A 19906-nucleotide genomic window follows, 5' to 3' on the forward strand; every position below is an offset into this window, starting at 1 on the left:
ACACACACTCAAACACTGTTTGACAATCATCTGCTCCGCGTCCACTGTGCGGTTCCCGAGAAACGGGCACCACCCCCACCACCACCAGCTGGTGGACACGAAGGGGGTCCCGAACAACTCGATACTGTTACGGCGGTCATAGCGTCGGGGAAACGCCCGGTCCCATTCCGAACCCGGAAGCTTAGCCCTTCAGCGCCGATGGTACTGCCCTCGCGAGGGGGTGGGAGAGTAGGACGCCGCCGGACACCCATTCACGAAAGGCCCACCCCACCCCGGGGTGGGCCTTTCGCATACCCGGAAACCGGCATCAGCCTTTGGGGCAGGGGGGCGCCGACGCGCCGACCTTCGAGGACTCTCTTTCCGGCTCTGCCGTGATCGCCGTGAACGACATCTTCGGCACCGGCGTCAGCCAGACGGTGGTCCTGCTGCACTCGCTCGGGCACGATCTTCCTCGTGGCGTACCTGATCATGGCCGTCGTGCACCGGATGAACGGCAGGCGGTTCGCGGCCTCGTGGAAGGTGGCGGGTTCCAGCGCGCCATCGGGAAGGGCGTCGGGGGCGCCTCGCCGGAGACGTGGTTGCGCTGCGGGCGGTCGGCGCCGCCGCGGGGAACGGCGCTGGTGGGGTCGCGCTTCTCCTGGGCGATCGTGTCGCCCGTCGCGATCGGGGTCTGGTGCTCTCGCAATCCGGGGGCCTTCAACCCCGAGGTGCTCCGCGTCGCCGCCACGGCAGCGAGCGCCCGCGGCGGCGCGTGACCTCGACCACGTCACCTCGGACGGGGCACATCCGGCACGCTCACGACCTCGCGACGTGGGAGAATCGGGCGATCCCACCACCCGAGAGGAACAGCGTGAACGACTCCGCCCCTGAGCAGGGCCGCGACGACGACCGGTCGAGCGCGCGCCGTGGCGACGCCGGTCGCCGCGGAGCCGGACGAGCCGGCGACGGCCGGGGCGACCGACGAGGAGCCGAGGGCGCTCGCCGGAGGGACGACGCACGGTCCGAGCGTCGCGACGGCCCGCGCGGTCGTTCCGAGGAGCGTCGTGGTGGCGAGCAGCGCGGTCATGAGCAGCGCCGTGGCGAGCCGCGTCGTGGTGAGCAGCGGGGTGACGGTCGCCCGGACGAGCAGCGTGGTCGTGGTCAGCGGGGCGATGCGCGTCGCGGTCGCCCGGACGAGCGGCGCGATGACGTGCGCCGTGGGGACCGGGAGCGCCGGGACGACCGGCGTCCGGCGCGGGGCGACGCTCGCGACGGCGGCGCCCGGTCGGCCGGAGGTCGTCCCGGCGGGGCGCAGCAGGGACGCCGCGGTGCGCCGTCTCGCCCGGGACGTCCTGTCGCCCGCCCGGCGGCGGAGCGTCGCCCGCGCGTCGTGGAGCCGGAGATCGCCGAGGACGCCTCGATGGGCCAGCTCAGCAGGGACGTCCGCGGGCGCCTGCGCGGTCTGACGAAGGAGAACGCCGAGCGCATCGGCCTGCACCTCGTGATGGCGGGCCGGCTCCTCGACGTCGACCCCGAGCGCGCGTACGAGCACACGCAGGCCGCGGTACGTCGCGGCGGCCGGGTCGACGTCGTACGGGAGGCCGCGGGGATCGCGGCGTACCGGACCGGGCGGTTCGCCGAGGCGCTGCGCGAGCTGCGCACGGTGCGCCGGCTCAACGGCTCCTCCGAGCACCTGCCGCTGATGGCGGACGCCGAGCGCGGCCTCGGCCGGCCCGAGCGCGCCCTGGCCCTCGCCGCGAGCGAGGAGGCGCGCACGCTGGACGCCGAGGGCCGCACCGAGCTCGCCATTGTCGCGAGCGGGGCGCGCAGCGACCTGGGTGAGCACGACGCCGCGCTGGCGGTTCTCGACCGGATCCCCGCCGCCGAGCGGCGCGGTGACCTCGGCCTCCGGGTGCTGCAGGCACGTGCCTCGGCCCTGGAGGCGGCAGGCCGCACGGACGAGGCGGCGGCGCTCCTGGCCGGGGTCGACCCGGCCGAGCTCGAGCGGGTGTCGGGCGTGCCGCAGGAGACCGAGGACGTCGTCGTCTACGACACGTACGACGAGGACGTCGAGGACGACGACACGAACGACGACGTGGGCGACGACGGGGCGGGTCCGTCCGACGAGGACGAGGACGGCGCCGGGGAGCGTCCCGGGGCGGGGTCCGCCGTGGAGCCCGACACGGACGAGGCATGACGGCGACGCTGTCGTGCAGCACCGTCCCGCTGGCTGCCGCCCACGACCTGGCCCTGGTCGACCTGGACGGGGTCGCGTACAAGGGGCACCTGCCCATCCCGCACGCCGCGGAGAGCCTGACGGCGGCGCGGGCCGCCGGGCTCCGGCTCGTCTTCGTGACGAACAACGCCTCGCGCGAGCCGGAGGAGGTCGCGGCCCAGCTCACCGGGCTGGACATCCCGACCGGCGCGGACGAGGTCATGACCGCGGCCCAGGCGTGCTCGGCCCTGCTGCGCACGCGGCTCGAGCCGGGCGCACGGGTCCTCGTGGTCGGCGGGGCCGGACTGCGGACGGCGGTCGCCGGGGCAGGACTGACGGTCGTCGACTCCGCCGACGACGCCCCCGACGCGGTGGCCCAGGGGTACGCGGCCGGGCTGGCCTGGAGCGACCTCGCCGAGGCGGCGTACGCCGTCGCCGGGGGCGCCTGGCACGTGGCGAGCAACCTCGACCTGTCGCTCCCGACGGCGCGCGGCTTCGCGCCCGGCAACGGGGCCCTGGTCGGCGCGGTCGTGGCCGCGACGGGCGTCGAGCCGGACAGCGCGGGCAAGCCGTCGCCCACCATGTACCGCCTGGCGGTCGACCGGGCGGGCGCGGAGCGTCCGCTGGTGATCGGGGACCGCCTCGACACCGACCTGGCCGGTGCGCGCGCGGGCGGCTACCCGGGCCTGCACGTCCTCACGGGCGTGTCCACGGCGCGCGACGCCGTGCTGGCGGAGCCCGGGCTGCGGCCGGACTACGTCGGCGCCGACCTGCGTGCGCTGCACGAGCCGCACCCCCTGCCGGAGCCCTCGGGCGACGGGTGGTGGAGGTGCGCGGGCCGCGCGGCGCGGGTGGTGGACGGCTCGTTGGAGCTGGACCGCCAGGGGCCGCACGGGATCGACGTCGTGCGCGCGGCGTGCGCGGCCGCGTGGGACGCCGCGGACCGGGGGGCCCCGGCGGCGCCCGCCACCGTGCCGGAGCTGTCCGCCTGACCCGGCGGCGCGGGCCTGGCTCCGTGCCGCGCCCGTGTCATGCCCGGTCGGCGGGTGGCGACGAACCTGCTCGCGGGCTGTGGGTCGCGCACGGGAGGGGCGCGCCAGCGGGTAGCGTGGACCCGGACCTCGGACGGCGGCATCCATGGTGATCGGCCGCCCCTCGGACCGGCGGTCCGGGAGCACCGGCAGGTGTGCCGGCGACGAGACCAGGACCGTGAGCGGTAGGGGAGGGACCATGACGCAGGACCCGTCGACGCACGGAGCCCCACCTGCCGACCCGACGGCGGAGCCGTGCACCGGCGCGCGCGTTGGTGACCTCGAGGGGCTGGACGACCTCCCCGTCGCCGAGCACGTGGAGCGCTTCACCCGGGTGCACGACGCCCTGCGGGCGCGGCTCGACGGCGCCCCGGACGACGGAGGGCACGACGGCGGCGCGGACGCGGGGCCGCGGCGTTGACGGCGGTGGCACGCACCGACGTCCGGATCGACGCCGAGCTCGTCCGCCGCGGCCTGGCGCGGTCGCGCCGACAGGCGGTGGACCTGATCGACGCGGGTCGGGTGCGGCTGGGCGACCGTCTGGTCACGAAGCCCTCCACGCCGGTGCCGGACGGCACGGCCGTCACGGTGCGCCCGGACCCGGAGGACCCGGGCTACGCGTCGCGAGCGGGCGGCAAGCTGGCCGGAGCGCTCGACGCGCTCGCGGGCGATCCCGCCGGCCGCGAGCTGCTGCGTGCGGTGGCCGGCGGCTGGTGCCTGGACGTGGGCGCGTCGACCGGGGGCTTCACCGACGTGCTGCTGCGCCGTGGAGCGCGGCACGTGGTGGCGCTCGACGTGGGGCACGACCAGCTCGTGCCGAGCCTGCGGGACGATCCCCGGGTCACGGTCGTCGAGGGGTTCAACCTGCGCGACCTCACACCGTCGGACCTGGGACGCGCCCCCGACGTCGTGGTGGGGGACCTGTCCTTCATCTCCCTCACGCTCGTGCTGGGACCGCTCGCCGCCGTGCTCTCCCCGCACGGGCACGCCCTGCTGCTGGTGAAGCCGCAGTTCGAGGTCGGCCGCGAGCGGCTCGGCAGCGGCGGCGTCGTGCGCGACCCGGCCCTGCACGCCGAGGCGGTCCTCGCCGTCGTGCGGGCCGCCGCGGAGCACGGCCTGCGGGCGTGCGCGGTGGTGCCGAGCCCGCTGCCCGGGCCGAGCGGCAACCGCGAGTACTTCTGCTGGTTGCGGCCGGGTGCAGGCGGTGCGGCGGCCGACGCCGAGTCCGCCACGACCGCCGCCGTCGCCTGGCACCCCGGCGCCCCCGACGCGTCACCGTCCGTCCCGCCCGTCCTGCCGATCGGAGGAGCACCGTGAGCCGCCGAGTCCTCATCGTCACCCACGGGGGCCGCCCGGAGGCCGTGGCGGCGCTCTCGGAGGCCGTGCGCGAGCTCACCGCGGCGGGCTTCGAGGTGGCCCTGCACGACGACGACCTCGCCGAGTCCTTCGGCGACCACATGGCCGCCGCGCGCGTCCGGGAGGGCGTCACCGATTCCGAGGCCGTCATGGTCCTGGGCGGTGACGGCACGATCCTGCGCGCCGCCGAGCTCACGCACGGCACCGGCGTCCCGCTCCTCGGCGTCAACCTCGGGCACGTCGGCTTCCTCGCCGAGAGCGAGCGCGACGACCTGCGGCACGCGGTGCGGCGGCTGGCCGCCCGCGACTACGAGGTCGAGGAGCGCGCCGTCGTCGACGTCGCCGTCCATCTGCCCGGGGAGGACACGCCGCGCACGGGCTGGGCGCTCAACGAGGCCACGGTCGAGAAGGCGCGCCGCGAGCGGATGGTCGAGGTCGGCATCGCCGTCGACGGGCGGCCGCTGTCGTCGTTCGGCTGCGACGGCGTCGTGATGTCCACGGCGACCGGCTCGACGGCGCACGCGTTCTCGGCGGGCGGCCCGATCATGTGGCCGGAGGTGGACGGCGTGCTGCTGGTGCCGCTGTCGGCGCACGCCCTGTTCGCGCGTCCCCTGGTGATCGGCCCCCGCTCGACGTACACGGTCAAGGTGCTGGAGCGCAGCCCGGTCCCGGCGGTGCTGACCTGCGACGGCCGGCGGCGCATCGACCTGCCGGTCGGCTCGTGGGTGGAGGTGCGGCGGGGCGCGCTGCCGCTGCGGTTCGCCCGGCTCTCGCCCGCGCCGTTCACCGACCGGCTGGTGTCCAAGTTCTCGCTGCCGGTCGTCGGCTGGCGGGAGCTGGCGGCCAACCGTCCCGACCACCGGGCGCCGGCGCCCGGTCCGGACGTGCACGGTGAGCACGACGACGAGCACGACAAGGAGGCGTGAGGTGCTCGAGGAGATCGCGATCGAGAACCTGGGCGTGATCCGCGCCGCCCGGGTGCCCCTGGCGGACGGGCTGACCGTCATCACGGGCGAGACGGGCGCGGGCAAGACGATGGTGCTCACGGGACTGGGCCTGCTCATGGGCGGCAAGGCAGATCCCGCCGCGGTGCGCCCCGGGGCCGACGGCGCCGTCGTCGAGGGCCGGCTGCGCGTGGCCGCGCATCCCGCCGTGGTGGCGCGGGTCGACGAGGCGGGCGGCGAGGTCGACGACGACGGGACGGTCGTGGTGCTGCGCACGGTCGCCGCGGCGGGCCGTTCACGCGCCCACCTCGGCGGGCGCGGCGTGCCGCAGGCGGTGCTCGCGGAGATCGCGGACGAGCTCGTCACGGTGCACGGCCAGGCCGACCAGCTGCGGCTGCGCACGGCGGCCAAGCAGCGCGAGGCGCTGGACTCGTTCGCCGGGCCGGACCACCAGGACGACCTCGACGCCTACCGGGCGGCGTGGTCCGAGCGCGCCGGGCTGCTCGCGGAGATCGACGACCTCACCGCGCGGGCCGCCGAGCGCGCCCGCGAGGCGGAGCTCCTGCGTCTCGGCCTCGCCGAGGTGGAGCGCGTGGACCCGCAGCCGGGGGAGGACGCGGAGCTCACGGCCCTCGTCGGGCGGCTGGGCAACGCCGAGCAGCTGCGCGTCGCGGCGCAGGAGGCGCACGACGCCGTCGCCGGCGACGACGTGGAGACGGCGGGCAGCGCGGTGGAGGCGGTCGAGCGGGCACGGCGGGCGCTGGAGGCGGCGGCCTCGGACGACCCGACGCTCGGCGCCCACGCGACTCGGCTCGCCGAGGCGGGGTACCTCCTCGCCGACGTCGCGACCGAACTGTCGTCGTACGTGAACGACCTGCAGGCCGATCCGGCGGGCCTCGAGACCGCGCACGCGCGACTCGCGGAGCTCACCACGCTCACCCGCAGCTACGGGGAGACGATCGACGACGTGCTGCGGTGGGCGAGCGACGCCGGGCTGCGGCTGCTCGACCTCGACGACGGCGGCGAGCGGCTCGCGGGGATGCGCGAGCGCACGGCCGAGCTGGACGCGGAGCTCGCGGGCGCGGCGGAGCGGCTGACGACGGGCCGGCGCAAGGCGGCGGAGGCGCTGTCGGACGCCGTGACCCAGGAGCTGTCCGGGCTGGCCATGAAGGGCGCGCGGCTCGTCGTCGACGTCGCACCCGCGGACGAGCCGGGACCGTGGGGTGCCGACCAGGTCGCGTTCCTGCTGGAGCCGCACCCCGGCGCGCCGGCGCGCCCGCTGGGCAAGGGCGCGTCGGGCGGCGAGCTCTCCCGGGTGATGCTGGCCGTGGAGGTGGCGCTCGCCACGTCGCGCGTCGAGCTGGGCTCCGCGGCGGGCTCGACGTCGGGCCGGGCGGCGGCACCGCTGCCGACGTTCGTCTTCGACGAGGTCGACGCCGGGGTGGGCGGCCGCGCGGCCGTCGAGGTGGGGCGGCGGCTCGCGGTGCTCGCCCGCAGCACGCAGGTGGTCGTCGTCACGCACCTCGCCCAGGTGGCGGCCTTCGCGGACTCGCACCTCGTCGTGACGAAGTCCACGCCCGACGGGGAGGCCGACGGCGACTCCGAGGACGGGGCCGGCGTCACGGTGACGGGAGTGCGCGAGGTCACGGACGACGACCGGGTCCGCGAGCTGGCGCGGATGCTCTCGGGCCAGGAGGAGTCCGCGACCGCGCGCCAGCACGCGGTCGAGCTCCTGGCGTCCTCCACCGTGGGACGATAGGGGCGATGAGAATGATCCTGCGCAAGTCGGAGCGTGCGCCCGACGCCGGCGACGAGAGCACCGACGTGACGGGGCCCGCCCGGGTCGGCACACGGACCAAGGACCTGACGAAGCGGCTGCACGCCGGCGACGTGGCCGTCATCGACCACGTCGACATCGACCGCGTCGCGGCCGACGCCCTGGTGGCGGTGAGCCCCGCCGCGGTGCTGAACGCCGCCCGCTCGACGTCCGGCCGCTACCCCAACGCGGGACCGGGCATCCTCGTCGACGCCGGCATCACGCTGGTCGACGACCTGGGCCCCGCCGTCATGGCGCTGCCCGAGGGCGCCACGGTGCGGATCGACGGCGGCACGGTGGTCGTCGACGGCACCACGGTGGCCGACGGCGTCCGGCAGACCCCGGAGACCGTCGCGGCGGACATGGTCGCGGCGCGCGAGGGCCTCTCGGAGGAGATCGAGAACTTCGCCGAGAACACGATGACGTACCTGCGTCGCGAGCGGGACCTCCTGCTCGACGGCGTCGGCGTCCCGGACGTGCGGACGAAGTTCGACGGCCGGCACGTGCTCATCGTCGTGCGCGGCTACCACTACCGCGAGGACCTGGCGATGCTGCGGTCCTACATCACGGAGAACCGGCCGGTGCTGGTCGGCGTCGACGGCGGCGCCGACGCGATCATCGACGCGGGCTGGAAGCCGGACATGATCGTCGGCGACATGGACTCGGTGTCCGACCGGGCGCTGTCCTCGGGCGCGGAGATCGTGGTGCACGCGTACCGCGACGGGAACGCTCCCGGGCTGGACCGCGTGCAGGCCCTCGGCGTCGAGCCCGTGGTGTTCCCCGCGACGGGGACCAGCGAGGACATCGCCATGCTCCTCGCCGACGACAAGGGCGCGGAGCTCATCGTCGCCGTCGGCACCCACGCCACGCTGGTCGAGTTCCTCGACAAGGGGCGGGCGGGCATGGCCAGCACCTTCCTCACCCGCCTGCGGGTCGGCGGCAAGCTCGTCGACGCCAAGGGCGTGTCCCGGCTGTACCGCACCCGGATCTCGAACCTGCAGCTCACCCTGCTCTCGCTGGCGGGCGTCGCCGCCGTCGTCGCGGCGCTCTGGTCCACCGCGGCCGGGCAGACGCTCTTCGGGCTGATCGGTGCCCGGATCGACGACCTCGTCTCCTGGGTGGGTAGCCTCTTCGGCGGGTGACGCCGCTGCACGCCCGCCCGGCACCCCGCCAGACCCACCCGACCGTCCCGACCTGACAAGGAACCTCTGCCGACCGTGATCGACTTCAGGTATCACCTCGTCTCGCTGATCTCCGTCTTCCTCGCCCTCGCGGTGGGCATCATCCTCGGTGCCGGACCGCTGCAGGGCACTCTCGGGGACCAGCTCACCGAGCAGGTCGACACGCTGCGCACCGAGCGGAACGAGCTGCGGGACGAGCTCGTCCAGGCACAGGCGACGTCGCAGGACCAGCGGCGCTTCATCGAGAGCGCCGGGGACCAGCTCGTCGCCGGCTCGCTCGCGGGGCTCAACGTCGCCGTCGTCGAGGTGGACGAGGTCAGCGACGCGAGCCGGAAGGCCGTGCTGGACGAGCTGGAGGCGGCCGACGGGACCGTCGTCGCGCAGGAGCGGCTGGCCGCATCGTGGACGTCGGCCGACGAGCTGACCATGCGGGAGACCGTCGCCGACGGGCTGCGCGAGAAGCTGCCCACCGACGCGGTCGAGGGCGTCATCGACGACGAGTCCGGCACCGCGGACCTGCTGGCCGCGTCGCTCACGGTGGCGCTGACGGACACCGCGCCGGCCGAGCCGGGGTCGTTCAGCGACGCCGCGCTCGAGCAGCAGCACCTCCTGGAGCAGGTGGGTCTCGTGGAGCAGATCGCCGAGCCGAGCTCGCCGGCGGACGCGATCCTGCTGCTGTCGGGCGGCGACACCGGCGACGGCGACCAGTCCGAGACCCAGGACGCCGACCCGGAGCAGATCGGGATGAACGCGCTCGCGGCGCTCGCGGGCACGTCCGCGGAGATCGCCGGCACCTCGGTGGTCGCCGGCCCGACCACGCAGGACGGCGACCTGGTGGCCACCGTCCGTGCGGACGACGAGCTGGCCGACAAGGTCAGCACCGTGAGCGGCGTGGAGCAGACGACCGGGCAGATCGTCGTGCCCCTCGCGATCGCCGCCCAGGAGGCCGGCGCCGTCGACCAGTACGGCTTCGAGGACGGCGCGTCCGTGCTGCCGCCCGTCGTCGAGCACGGCGAGCCGCAGGGGAACGGCTGATGCCCGGCGGGACGGGGGTCGTCGCGCTGCTGCGCGGGGCTGTCGTGGCGGCGGCAGGCGCGGCGCTGGCGCGCCGGGCGCTGGACACCGACCCGCCCGGCGGCGCCGCGCGCTGGACGCGGACCAACCACCGCGGCGAGCCCGTGAGCATGCTCGAGGGACCGGCGGTGGCCGCCGGCCTCGTCGCGGGGACCCTCGCCGCGGGCGGGGGCCGGGAACGGACCGGTGCCGCCGTCGCCACCGCCGGTGCGGCCGCCTTCGGGCTCGTCGACGACCTCGCGGAGGACACCAGCACCCGGGTCAAGGGCCTCCGGGGCCATCTCGGTGCGCTCGCCGAGGGCCGGCTCACGACCGGCGGGCTGAAGGTGCTCGGCATCGGCACGACGGCGCTGGTCGGCGCCGCGGTCGGCACCCGTCGTCGCCCCGGCGGGCGCGCGGCCGGGCATCTGCTGGACGTCGCGGTGAACGGCGCGCTCATCGCCGGCACCGCCAACCTCCTCAACCTCCTCGACCTGCGCCCCGGCCGGGCGCTCAAGGCGTCCGCCGCCCTGAGCCTGCCCGTCGCGGGCGGCGCCGCGGGCGCGGGCACCGGCGTCGTGCTCGGGGCTGCGGCCGTCGCCGCGCCGGGCGACCTCGCCGAGCGCGACATGCTGGGCGACGGCGGCGCGAACGCCCTCGGGGCCCTGGTGGGCGCGCAGTGGGCCTTCGGCGCCCCGCGCGCGGTCCGGCTCGCCGCGCTGGCGTCCGTCGTCGGGCTCACCCTCGCGTCCGAGCGGGTGAGCTTCTCCGCGGTGATCGAGCGCACGCCCTGGCTGCGCGCCGCGGACGGCTGGGGTCGGCGGCCGGCCGAGTCGTCGGACGAGACGCCGGACCCGGCGCAGGACCCCGCCGCGGGGGAGTGAACCCATGACGTCGCGCCCGGGCGGGCTGCGGGCGGCGACCCAGACGCTCGCCGGCGCCGCCGCGATGATCACCGTCGTGACGGTGGCGAGCCGGCTGGTCGGGTTCGCCCGGTCGCTGGTGCTGTCGTGGGCGGTGGGTACCGAGGGCGTCGGGTCGGCGTACAGCGCGGCGAACCAGCTGCCGAACGTCCTGTTCGAGGTGGCGGCGGGCGGCGCCCTCGCGGGCGCCGTCGTCCCCCTGCTGGCCGGACCGATCGCGCGGCGCTCCGCGAAGGAGACCTCGGGCGTGGCCTCGGCGCTGCTCGGCTGGACCCTCGCCGTGCTCGTGCCGCTCGGGGCCCTGCTCGCGCTCCTCGCGGGGCCGATCGCGACGCTCCTCATGGGCGCCAAGCACCCCGAACTCGTGGACGTCACCGCCACGTTCGTGCGGACGTTCGCGCTCCAGGTGCCGCTGTACGGGCTGGCGGTGGTGCTCGGCGGCATCCTCCAGGCGCACAAGCACTTCTTCTGGCAGGCGTTCGCGCCGCTGCTGTCCAGCCTCGCCGTCATCGCCGTCTACCTCGTGTTCGTCGGCATGGCGGACGGGAACCAGGGCGACGTCGCGGCCCTCTCCACGACGGCGATCGCCTGGCTCGGCTGGGGGACGACGGCGGGCGTCGCGTTCCTCGCGCTCCCGCTCGTGCTGCCGGTGCGCCGGACGGGGACGCGGCTGCGCCCCACGCTGCGCTTCCCCGGCGGCGAGGGCGTCCGGGCACGCAACCTCGCGCTGGCCGGGGTCGGCGCGCTCGTGGCGCAGCAGCTGTCCGTGCTCGCGGTGATGGGGGCGGCGTTCCAGTTCGGGCCACAGCAGACGTTCCCCACGTACACGTTCGCGCAGCAGGTCTACCTGCTGCCGTACGCGGTCCTGGCGTTCCCGCTCGCGACGAGCGCGTTCCCGCGCCTCGCGGAGCACGTGGCGCACGGTCGTCGCGACCGGTTCCGCGGTCTGCTCGCCACGACCACCCGCACGCTGCTCGTGGTGTCCGGCCTGGGCGTGGGTGCGCTCGTCGCCGCGTCCGGGGCCGTGGAGGCCGTGTTCGCCCGCATCGCGAGCGGATCGGTGGCGGGGCTCGGCGACGCCGTCGCGTGGATGGCCCCGGGGATCGTCGGGTTCGCGCTGATCCTGCACCTGTCGCGGGCCCTGTACGCCATCGATCACCAGCGGGTGGCCGTGGTCGTCACCGCGGCCGGGTGGCTGGTCGTGGCCGTGGCGGCGTTCGCGTTGCCCGCCGCGACCGGCGTGCGCGACCAGGTGGGCGTGCTCACCCAGCTCGGCCTGGCGACGGCGCTGGGCATGACGGTGGCGGGGGCGGGGCTGCTCGTGGCCGTCGGCCGGTACGCGGGGCGTGACGCGCTGCGGGGGATCCCCCGGACCCTGGTGGTGCTCGTCGTGGCGACGGCGCTGGGCGCGTGGGCGGGGTCGCTCCTCTCGGGCGCGCTGCTGCCCGCCGAGGCCACGATCCTGCCCGCGCTGGGGGTGGGCGTGCTCGTCGCCCTGGTCGCCGGCGCCGTGGTCGTGGGCGCCTTCCTCGTCGCCGACCGGTCGGCCGTGACGGGCATCGTGCGACGAGGGCGCGCCGCGCCGTCGGACAGGACCGACGACCCCGCCGGGGACGCCGTCGACGACGCGCCGGGGCGACGCGCGGAGTGACCAGGCGCACCGCGCGACCCGCGTGCCGGAGCGCCACCCGCTGTTAGGATGGAGTTCCGTGGCCGACACCAATCGACTCCAGCCCCGATCCTCCAGCCGCACGGGTGCCACGCACCAGACGCGGCACATCTTCGTGACGGGCGGTGTGGCCTCCTCGCTCGGAAAGGGCCTCACGGCCTCCTCGCTCGGGCGCCTGCTGCGCTCGCGGGGCCTGCGGGTCACGATGCAGAAGCTCGACCCGTACCTCAACGTGGACCCGGGCACGATGAACCCGTTCCAGCACGGCGAGGTCTTCGTGACCGAGGACGGCGCCGAGACCGACCTCGACATCGGCCACTACGAGCGGTTCCTCGACGTCGAGCTGCCGGCCTCCTCGAACGTCACGACCGGCCAGGTCTACTCCCGCGTGATCGCCAAGGAGCGCCGCGGCGAGTACCTCGGCGACACCGTCCAGGTGATCCCGCACATCACGGACGAGATCAAGTCGCGCATGCGTGACCAGGCCGGCCCCGAGGTCGACGTGATCATCACCGAGATCGGCGGCACCGTCGGCGACATCGAGTCCCAGCCCTTCCTGGAGGCCGCGCGCCAGGTGCGGCACGAGCTGGGCCGCGACGACTGCTTCTTCTTGCACGTCTCGCTGGTGCCCTACATCGGGCCCTCGGGCGAGCTCAAGACCAAGCCGACCCAGCACTCCGTCGCCGCCCTGCGCTCCATCGGCATCCAGCCCGACGCGATCGTGCTGCGCTCCGACCGCGTGGTCCCCGAGTCGATCAAGCGCAAGATCGCGCTCATGTGCGACGTCGACAACGAGGCCGTCGTCAACGCCGCGGACGCGCCGAGCATCTACGACATCCCGCGGGTGCTGCACGCCGAGGGCCTGGACGCCTACGTCGTGCGCCGCCTCGACCTGCCGTTCCACGACGTCGACTGGGACGGCTGGAGCCAGCTCCTGGAGCGCGTGCACGAGCCGGAGCACAACGTCGAGATCGCGCTGGTCGGCAAGTACATCGACCTGCCCGACGCCTACCTGTCCGTGACCGAGGCGCTGCGCGCCGGCGGCTTCGACAACGACACGAAGGTCGGCATCCGGTGGGTGGCGGCCGACGACTGCCAGACGCCGGAGGGCGCGCAGGAGGCGCTGGAGGGCGTCGACGCGGTGCTCGTGCCCGGCGGCTTCGGCGTGCGCGGCATCGACGGCAAGGTGGGCGCGCTGCGCTGGGCGCGCGAGAACCTCGTGCCGACGCTCGGCATCTGCCTGGGCCTGCAGTCGATGGTCATCGAGTACGCCCGCAACGTGCTCGGGCTGGAGGACGCCTCGTCCACCGAGTTCGACCCGAACAGCACGCACCCGGTCATCGCGACGATGGCCGAGCAGCTCGCGATCGTGGGCGGCGACGGCGACCTCGGCGGAACCATGCGCCTCGGGGCCTACGACGCGCACCTGGGCGCGGGCTCGGTCGTGGCGAAGGCGTACGGCAGCGAGCGGGTCTCGGAGCGTCACCGCCACCGGTACGAGGTGAACAACGCGTACCGCGCCCAGCTCGAGGAGGCGGGGCTGGTGTTCTCCGGCACGTCCCCCGACGCGAAGCTCGTCGAGTTCGTCGAGCTGCCCGCCGACGTGCACCCCTACTACGTCAGCACGCAGGCGCACCCGGAGTTCAAGTCCCGCCCGACCCGCTCGCACCCGCTCTTCTCGGGCCTGGTCGCGGCGGCGCTCGAGCGGCAGGGCTCCCAGGCGTGACGACGCCGGCCGACGCCTCCGACGGGCGCGTCACGCTCGTCGACGAGGTGGACCCGCGGCCCGTGCTGCGCCGTGAGGTGCTCGTGCGCGGGCGGATCATCGACGTCGTGCGCGACGAGGTCGACCTCGGTGACGCGGGCGTGGTGAGCCGCGAGTACGTCGAGCACCCGGGTGCCGTGGCGATCGTCGCGCTGGACGAGCAGGAGCGGGTGCTGCTGCTGCGGCAGTACCGGCACCCGGTGCGCTCGTTCCTGTGGGAGGTGCCGGCCGGGCTGCTCGACGTCGAGGGCGAGCCCGCGGTCGTCGCCGCGGCGCGCGAGCTCGGCGAGGAGGCGGACCTCACCGCCGAGAGCTGGTCCGTGCTCGCCGACTACTCGACCACCCCCGGCAGCAGCGACGAGGCGGTGCGCGTCTTCCTGGCCCGCGGTCTTGGTGCGGTGGCGGACGCCGACCGGCACGTGCGCACCGGCGAGGAGGTGGGCATGGAGCTGCGCTGGGTACCGCTCGACGAGGCGGTGGCCCGGGTGCTCGACGGCAGCCTGCACAACCCGTCGGCGGTGGTGGGCGTGCTGGCCGCGGCGGCGAGCCGGGCGGGAGGTTGGGCGTCCCTGCGTCCGGCCGACGCCCCCTGGCCCTCCCGGCCGGGAGCCTGAGCGGCCGGTAGGCTCCACAGGCGTGCACGACGCCCCCGACCCCGCCGTCGATCCGACCGCCGCCCCGGCGCCGGGGTCCGTCCCCCGCCGGGACGGACCCGCACGGCCGTCGGTCGCTCCCGCGGTGCGGGTGCTCGGCCCGGTCCGGGTGGCCGGGCCGGACGGCGGGCCCCGCGCGCCGCGAGGGGCCCGCGCCTCGGCGCTCGTGGCGCTCCTCGCCCTCGGCGGCGAGCGCGGCGTCTCGTCGGCCTCCCTGGTCGACCGGCTCTGGCGGGAGTCCCTGCCGGCCGACCCGCGGGCCGCGCTGCAGAACCTGGTCTCCCGGCTGCGGGCGGTCGCCGGGCGCGGCGTCGTCCGGGCGACCGAGACGGGCTACGCGCTGGACGTGCCGTCCGACCTCTCCCTCGCGCGCGCGGCGCTGACGACGGCCCGACACGAGCTCGTGGCCGGCGACCCGAGCGCCGCGGCCAGGACGGCGGAGCGCGCCCTCGGCCTGTGGCTCGGGGTGCCGGGCGGGGACCTCGAGGGCGGCGAGTTCGCGACCGCCGCGCGCGAGCTGGCCACGGTGGCCGAGCGCTGCCGCGACGAGCTGCGGGAGCTGCGCCGCGACGCGGCCGAGGCCGCGGGAGAGCATGCCGTGGTGGCCGAGCTGGCCGGCGCGGACGTCGCCGCGGACCCGACCGACGAGGACGCGGCCCGCGCGCTCATGGGCGCCCTCGGCGGGCTCGGCCGGCCCGCGGAGGCGCTGCGCGTGTTCACCCGGCTGCGCTCGGTGCTCGTCCGGGAGCTCGGCAGCGACCCGGGGCCGGCCACCGTCGCCCTCTACGAACGCCTCGCGGCCGACGTCGAGCGACAGGCTCCCGCGGGCCCGCCGGACGACGCGCGCCTCCCGGCCGCGCAGGGCCCGGCGGTCCCGGCCGCCCCCGGTGCCGGGGTGCGGGGCGGCGCGGCGCGCGGGCTGCGGACCTACCCGACCCCGCTCGTCGGCCGCGAGGACGACGTCGCCGCCGTGCGCGACGCGCTCGCGACGTCCCGGCTGGTGACCGTCCTGGGGCCGGGCGGGCTCGGCAAGACCCGCCTCGCGCAGGAGGTCGCGCGCCGGTCCGTGCCCGGCACGGGTCTGGTCGTCGCCGTCGAGCTGGTCGGCGTGCGCTCCGACGACGACGTCGTCCTGGCGCTCGCCGACGCGCTGGGCGTGGCGCCCGGGTCCAGCACCCTGCGCCTGGCCGACCGCCTCCAGGCGGGCGACCTGGCGACCCAGGTCGCCGCGCGGCTGCGCGACGCCGACGCGCTCGTCGTCCTGGACAACTGCGAGCACGTCGTCGAGGGGGCCGCCCGGTGGGCCGGCGCGCTCCTGGACGTCTCGCCGCGGCTGCGGGTGCTGGCCACCAGCCGGACGCCGCTGCTGCTCGAGGAGGAGTCGACCTACGCGCCCGCTCCGCTCGGCGCCGACCCGGACGAGGACGACGGCGGCCCCGCGGTGCGCCTGTTCGTCGAGCGCGCCCGCGCGGTGCGCCCCGACGCCCTGCTCGACCGCGCCGCCGTCGCGCGCCTGTGCGACCGCCTGGACGGGCTCCCGCTCGCCATCGAGCTGGCGGCCGCGCGCGTGCGGACCCTCAGTGTCGCCGAGGTGGAGGCACGGCTCGACGAGCGGTTCGCGCTGCTCCGGGTGCGCGACCGTTCGGTGCCCGACCGGCACCGCACGCTCGAGGCCGTGCTCGACTGGAGCTGGAACCTCCTCACGGCGGGCCAGCAGGCGCTGTGGCGGCGCGCGGCGGTCCTGCCGGACGGGTTCTCCGCCGAGGCGGCGCGCGCGGTGCTGCCGGACGCCCCGGGGTGGCGCGTGGACGACGACGTCGACGCCCTCGTGCTCCAGTCGTTGGTCCGGGTCGAGGAGGCCGACGGCGCCACCCGGTACCGGATGGTCGAGACCGTGCGGGAGTTCGGGCTGCTGCGGCTCGCCGCGGCCGGGGAGGAGGAGACCGCCGAGGCGGCGGTGCTCGCGTGGTCGCTGACGGTGTCGCGGCGGTGCGCGGCGCGGATGCTGAGCCCGCGCCAGCGCGAGGCCGTCGCGGAGCTCGGCCGGGAGCAGGAGAACCTCGTGTTCGCCGTCCGGCGCGGCATGGAGCGGGGCCGCCCGGAGGTCGTGGTGCACGGCTTCGTCGCGCTGCTCGGGAGCTGGGCCGTGCGCGGCGCGGAGGAGCGCGTCATCGGGCTGGTGCCCGGGGTGCTGCGCTCCCTCGAGGGGTGGGCGGTGCCCGAGGAGCACGCCGACGCCACCGCCATCGCGCTCGAGGCGATCGCCGCGGCGTCCGTCTTCGGGGTCCCCGGGCAGGCGGCCCGCCCGCTGGCGCGGCTGCGTCGGCTGCTGCGGACGAGCCGGGCCGTGGGGGCGCGCACGCGCGAGCTCTCCGACCTCGTCCTGGCGCGGACCGCCGAGGAGTCCCTCGAGGTGCTCGCGCGGCTCCAGCGGTCGGACGATGGGTACACCGCGCTGCTCGGGCACATGTTCGAGGCCCAGCAGCGCGAGAACGACGGCGAGATCGCCCGCGCGGTCGAGCTCGCGCGCGCGGCGCACGAGGTGGCCCGGGGGATCGACGACGACGCGGCCTCCGCGATGACGGCCATGGTGCTCGCGTCGTTCCTCTCGGAGCACGGCGAGCCGGCCGAGGCGGTCCGCTGGGTCGCGGCCGCGAAGGACGGCGTCCTGGCGATCGGCGCCGAGGAGATGCAGTGGCAGGTCAGCTGGATCGAGCTGGGCTCCGCCCTCACGCTCGGGAACCTCGACGAGGCGGAGGCCGTCATCGGCACCCTGGTGCCCGCCGCGGACGGGGGCCGGGACGGCCGGGAGGCCCAGGCACGCGGCGTCGTCGAGCTGGGGCGAGGCGAGCTGGCGTGGGCACGCGGCGACCGGACCGGGGCGCTCGCGTCCCTGGCGCGCGCGCTCGAGACGTTCGGGCCGGGCCAGCCGCAGGGGGACGCGGCGCCGTGGTTCCTGCTGCTCGCGTCGGCCACCCTCGTGCGCCGGGTGCAGGCCGGGGCCGACGACGCCGGCCTGGTCCGCCGGATCGTCGAGGTGGGGCGCCGCCTGCGCGGCGACGGCCGCGGCTTCGTCGACCGGCCGGTGCTCGCGACGTCGGCCGTCGGCGTCGCCGTCTGGGCGTGCCTCGGCGCCCCCGCGTCGGGAGGGGCGGGCCCCGACCGGCGGGCCGACGGCGCCGAGCTGCTCGCGCTGGCCGGCCGCCTGGGATCCCGCCAGGATCTGCCCGCCCTGCGGCTCGACCGGCTGCGGTCCGAGGTGGCGGACGCCGTGGGTGCGGACGTCGTCGGGGCGGGCCAGGCGCGGGCCGACGCCCTGCAGGGCGAGGACCTGGTGCCGCGCGCGGACGAGCTCCTGGCCCGCCTCGCGGGGGAGGCGGACCAGGAGCCCGGACCGGACGGGCCCGCTCAGGCCTTCTTCATGTAGGTGCGCACGGCGAGCGGGGCGAAGACCGCCACGACGACGGCGCAGCTCAGGAGCGCGATGCCGACCTGGCCGGTGAGGCTGCCGGTGCTCGCCAGGTCGCGCACGGCGGTCACCAGGTGCGACACCGGGTTGACCTTGACGAAGCCCTGCAGCCAACCGGGCATCGTGTCGACGGGCACGAACGCGTTGGACAGGAACGTCAGCGGGAACAGGATGAGGAACGACATCCCTTGCACCGACGACGCGGACCGGGCGATGACGCCGAGGAACGCGAAGATCCAGCTGAGCGACCACGCGCAGACGACGACCAGCAGCCCGGCGAGGAGCACGCCGCCGACGCCGCCGCCCGGCCGCCAGCCCATGATGAGGCCCATGACGATGGTCAGCGTGGTCGCGATGAGGTAGCGGACGGTGTCCGCCACGAGCGCGCCGGCGAGCGGCGCGATGCGGGCGATGGGCAGCGAGCGGAAGCGGTCGAACACGCCCTTGTCCATGTCCTCGCGCAGCTGGGTGCCGGTGACCGCCGACGTCGTGATGACCGTCTGCACGAGGATGCCCGGGATGATGACGGGCAGGTAGGCGGAGACGCTGCCGGAGATCGCGCCGCCGAAGATGTACGTGAACATCAGGGTGAAGATGATCGGCTGCACCGTGACGTCGATGAGCTGCTCCGGGGTGCGGCGGATCTTGATGAGGCCGCGGCGCGCCATGGCGAGGGAGTCGGAGACGGCCTGCCCGACGGTCACGCGGTTGCGCAGGGTGCGTTCCGCGCCGGGGACGATGCGTCCGCCGGGCGCCGCGGGGGCGGGGGCGGTGGTGAGCGTGGTCATGCGGAGATCTCCTCGAGCTCGGGGGAGCCGGAGCCGGCTCGGTCGGTCGTGGACTGGTCGGTGGCGTCGTGGCCGGTCAGCGTCAGGAACACCTCGTCGAGGGTCGGCTTGTCCATCGACAGCCCGTCCAGGTCGACGCCGGCGCCGCGCAGGCGGACCAGCAGGTCCGTGACGCGGGCGGGGTCGGCGACGGGCACGGTGAGGCGACGGGCCTCGGGGGAGACCGTCGCGGCGACGCCGAGCACGTCCTGCACGGCCGCCTGGGCGGCCGGGGCGTCGTCGGAACGCACGAGCGCGAGCTGCAGCGACTGCTGCCCCACGGACGACTTGAGCTCGTCCCCGGTGCCCTCCGCGACCACGTGGCCGCGGTCGATCACCGCGATGCGGTCGGCGAGCTGGTCGGCCTCGTCGAGGTACTGCGTGGTGAGCAGGACGGTGGAGCCGGTCGCGACGAGGCGGCGGATGGTGTCCCACATCTGGGCGCGGGTGCGCGGGTCGAGGCCGGTGGTGGGTTCGTCCAGGAACAGCAGCGGGGGCTGGGCGATGAGGCTCGCCGCCAGGTCGAGGCGGCGCCGCATGCCGCCGGAGAAGTTCTTCAGCGGCCGCGCGGCGGCGTCGGTGAGGCTGAACTCCTCGAGCAGGTCGCGGGTGCGGCGCGTCGCGGCGGCGCCCTTGAGCCCGTTGAGCCGGCAGAACAGCAGGAGGTTCTCGGTGGCGCTGAGCGTCTCGTCGACCGACGCGTACTGGCCCGTGACGCCGATGAGCTGCCGGACGATGAACGGCTCGCGCGCCACGTCGTGGCCGAAGACGGACGCCCGTCCGGCGTCGGGCCGCAGGAGCGTCGCGAGCATGCGGATCGTGGTGGTCTTCCCGGCGCCGTTCGGGCCGAGGACCCCGTAGACCGTGCCGGTGGCGACCTCGAGGTCGACCCCGTCCACGGCGCGGTTGTCGCCGAAGGTCTTGACGAGGCCCTCGGCCTCGATCGCGGTGGTGGTCATGGCACCACCGTGCGCGGCGCCGCTCCCAGCGCGCTGTCACGGCGCTGTCACGCGCCCGCCGCCCGC

General features: G+C 76.0%; 16 protein-coding genes and 1 rRNA gene. 15 read left to right on the forward strand and 2 right to left on the reverse strand.

Annotated elements, in window-relative coordinates:
• Positions 1-128: 128 nt before the first annotated feature.
• From rrf to ACQP60_RS04525, 15 genes are all read left to right on the forward strand, one after another.
• Positions 129-245: ribosomal RNA gene (gene rrf, locus ACQP60_RS04455) — 5S ribosomal RNA — on the forward strand.
• Positions 246-380: 135 nt separating this feature from the next.
• Positions 381-755, forward strand: a complete 375-nt coding sequence (locus tag ACQP60_RS04460) for a hypothetical protein (RefSeq protein WP_429728816.1) — start codon at positions 381-383, stop codon at positions 753-755.
• A 614-nt stretch (positions 756-1369) separates the two neighbouring features.
• Positions 1370-2176, forward strand: a complete 807-nt coding sequence (locus ACQP60_RS04465; RefSeq protein ID WP_429728818.1) for a tetratricopeptide repeat protein — start codon at positions 1370-1372, stop codon at positions 2174-2176.
• Positions 2173-3186 carry an HAD-IIA family hydrolase gene (locus ACQP60_RS04470; protein WP_429728820.1) on the forward strand — a complete coding sequence of 338 codons (1014 nt, stop codon included), beginning with the start codon at positions 2173-2175 and terminating at the stop codon, positions 3184-3186. Before ACQP60_RS04465 ends, ACQP60_RS04470 begins: the two co-directional genes overlap by 4 nt.
• Positions 3187-3424: 238 nt before the next feature.
• Positions 3425-3646, forward strand: coding sequence for a hypothetical protein (locus ACQP60_RS04475; RefSeq protein ID WP_429728821.1), 222 nt, complete (start codon positions 3425-3427; stop codon positions 3644-3646).
• Positions 3647-3651: 5 nt separating this feature from the next.
• Positions 3652-4542, forward strand: a complete 891-nt coding sequence (locus ACQP60_RS04480; protein WP_429728823.1) for a TlyA family RNA methyltransferase — start codon at positions 3652-3654, stop codon at positions 4540-4542.
• Entirely contained in the window at positions 4539-5507 is a 969-nt protein-coding gene (locus ACQP60_RS04485) for an NAD kinase (protein ID WP_429728825.1), read from the forward strand. The genes ACQP60_RS04480 and ACQP60_RS04485 overlap by 4 nt, the downstream gene beginning before the upstream one ends.
• 1 nt (position 5508) lies before the next feature.
• Positions 5509-7284 carry a DNA repair protein RecN gene (gene recN / locus ACQP60_RS04490; protein WP_429728827.1) on the forward strand — a complete coding sequence of 592 codons (1776 nt, stop codon included), beginning with the start codon at positions 5509-5511 and terminating at the stop codon, positions 7282-7284.
• Positions 7285-7289: 5 nt separating this feature from the next.
• Complete coding sequence (steA, locus tag ACQP60_RS04495; RefSeq protein ID WP_429728828.1) at positions 7290-8483, forward strand: putative cytokinetic ring protein SteA; 1194 nt, start codon at positions 7290-7292, stop codon at positions 8481-8483.
• 75 nt (positions 8484-8558) lie between these two features.
• The gene (locus ACQP60_RS04500; RefSeq protein WP_429728829.1) at positions 8559-9557 is read left to right on the forward strand and encodes a copper transporter; all 999 of its coding nucleotides are present in this window, start codon (positions 8559-8561) and stop codon (positions 9555-9557) included.
• A complete protein-coding gene (locus ACQP60_RS04505) occupies positions 9557-10459 on the forward strand; it encodes a hypothetical protein (RefSeq protein WP_429728831.1) in 903 nt (300 codons plus the stop codon). The genes ACQP60_RS04500 and ACQP60_RS04505 overlap by 1 nt, the downstream gene beginning before the upstream one ends.
• Positions 10460-10463: 4 nt before the next feature.
• Entirely contained in the window at positions 10464-12149 is a 1686-nt protein-coding gene (murJ, locus tag ACQP60_RS04510) for a murein biosynthesis integral membrane protein MurJ (RefSeq protein WP_429728833.1), read from the forward strand.
• A gap of 58 nt (positions 12150-12207) precedes the next feature.
• The gene (pyrG, locus tag ACQP60_RS04515) at positions 12208-13893 is read left to right on the forward strand and encodes a CTP synthase (protein ID WP_429728834.1); all 1686 of its coding nucleotides are present in this window, start codon (positions 12208-12210) and stop codon (positions 13891-13893) included.
• Positions 13890-14546: an NUDIX domain-containing protein gene (locus tag ACQP60_RS04520; protein WP_429728835.1), complete on the forward strand. Its 657-nt coding sequence runs from the start codon at positions 13890-13892 to the stop codon at positions 14544-14546. The genes pyrG and ACQP60_RS04520 overlap by 4 nt, the downstream gene beginning before the upstream one ends.
• Before the next feature lie 22 nt (positions 14547-14568).
• Positions 14569-18012 carry an AfsR/SARP family transcriptional regulator gene (locus ACQP60_RS04525; RefSeq protein WP_429728837.1) on the forward strand — a complete coding sequence of 1148 codons (3444 nt, stop codon included), beginning with the start codon at positions 14569-14571 and terminating at the stop codon, positions 18010-18012.
• Here the strand turns inward: ACQP60_RS04525 and ACQP60_RS04530 are convergent.
• Together ACQP60_RS04530 and ACQP60_RS04535 are read right to left on the reverse strand one after the other, a co-directional pair.
• Positions 17994-18842 carry an ABC transporter permease gene (locus ACQP60_RS04530; protein ID WP_429728839.1) on the reverse strand — a complete coding sequence of 283 codons (849 nt, stop codon included), beginning with the start codon at positions 18840-18842 and terminating at the stop codon, positions 17994-17996. The genes ACQP60_RS04525 and ACQP60_RS04530 overlap by 19 nt on opposite strands.
• Complete coding sequence (locus ACQP60_RS04535) at positions 18839-19840, reverse strand: ATP-binding cassette domain-containing protein (RefSeq protein ID WP_429728841.1); 1002 nt, start codon at positions 19838-19840, stop codon at positions 18839-18841. Before ACQP60_RS04535 ends, ACQP60_RS04530 begins: the two co-directional genes overlap by 4 nt.
• Positions 19841-19906 lie beyond the last annotated feature (66 nt).

It is taken from the genome of Isoptericola variabilis (assembly GCF_050311655.1).
Classification (GTDB): domain Bacteria; phylum Actinomycetota; class Actinomycetes; order Actinomycetales; family Cellulomonadaceae; genus Isoptericola; species Isoptericola variabilis.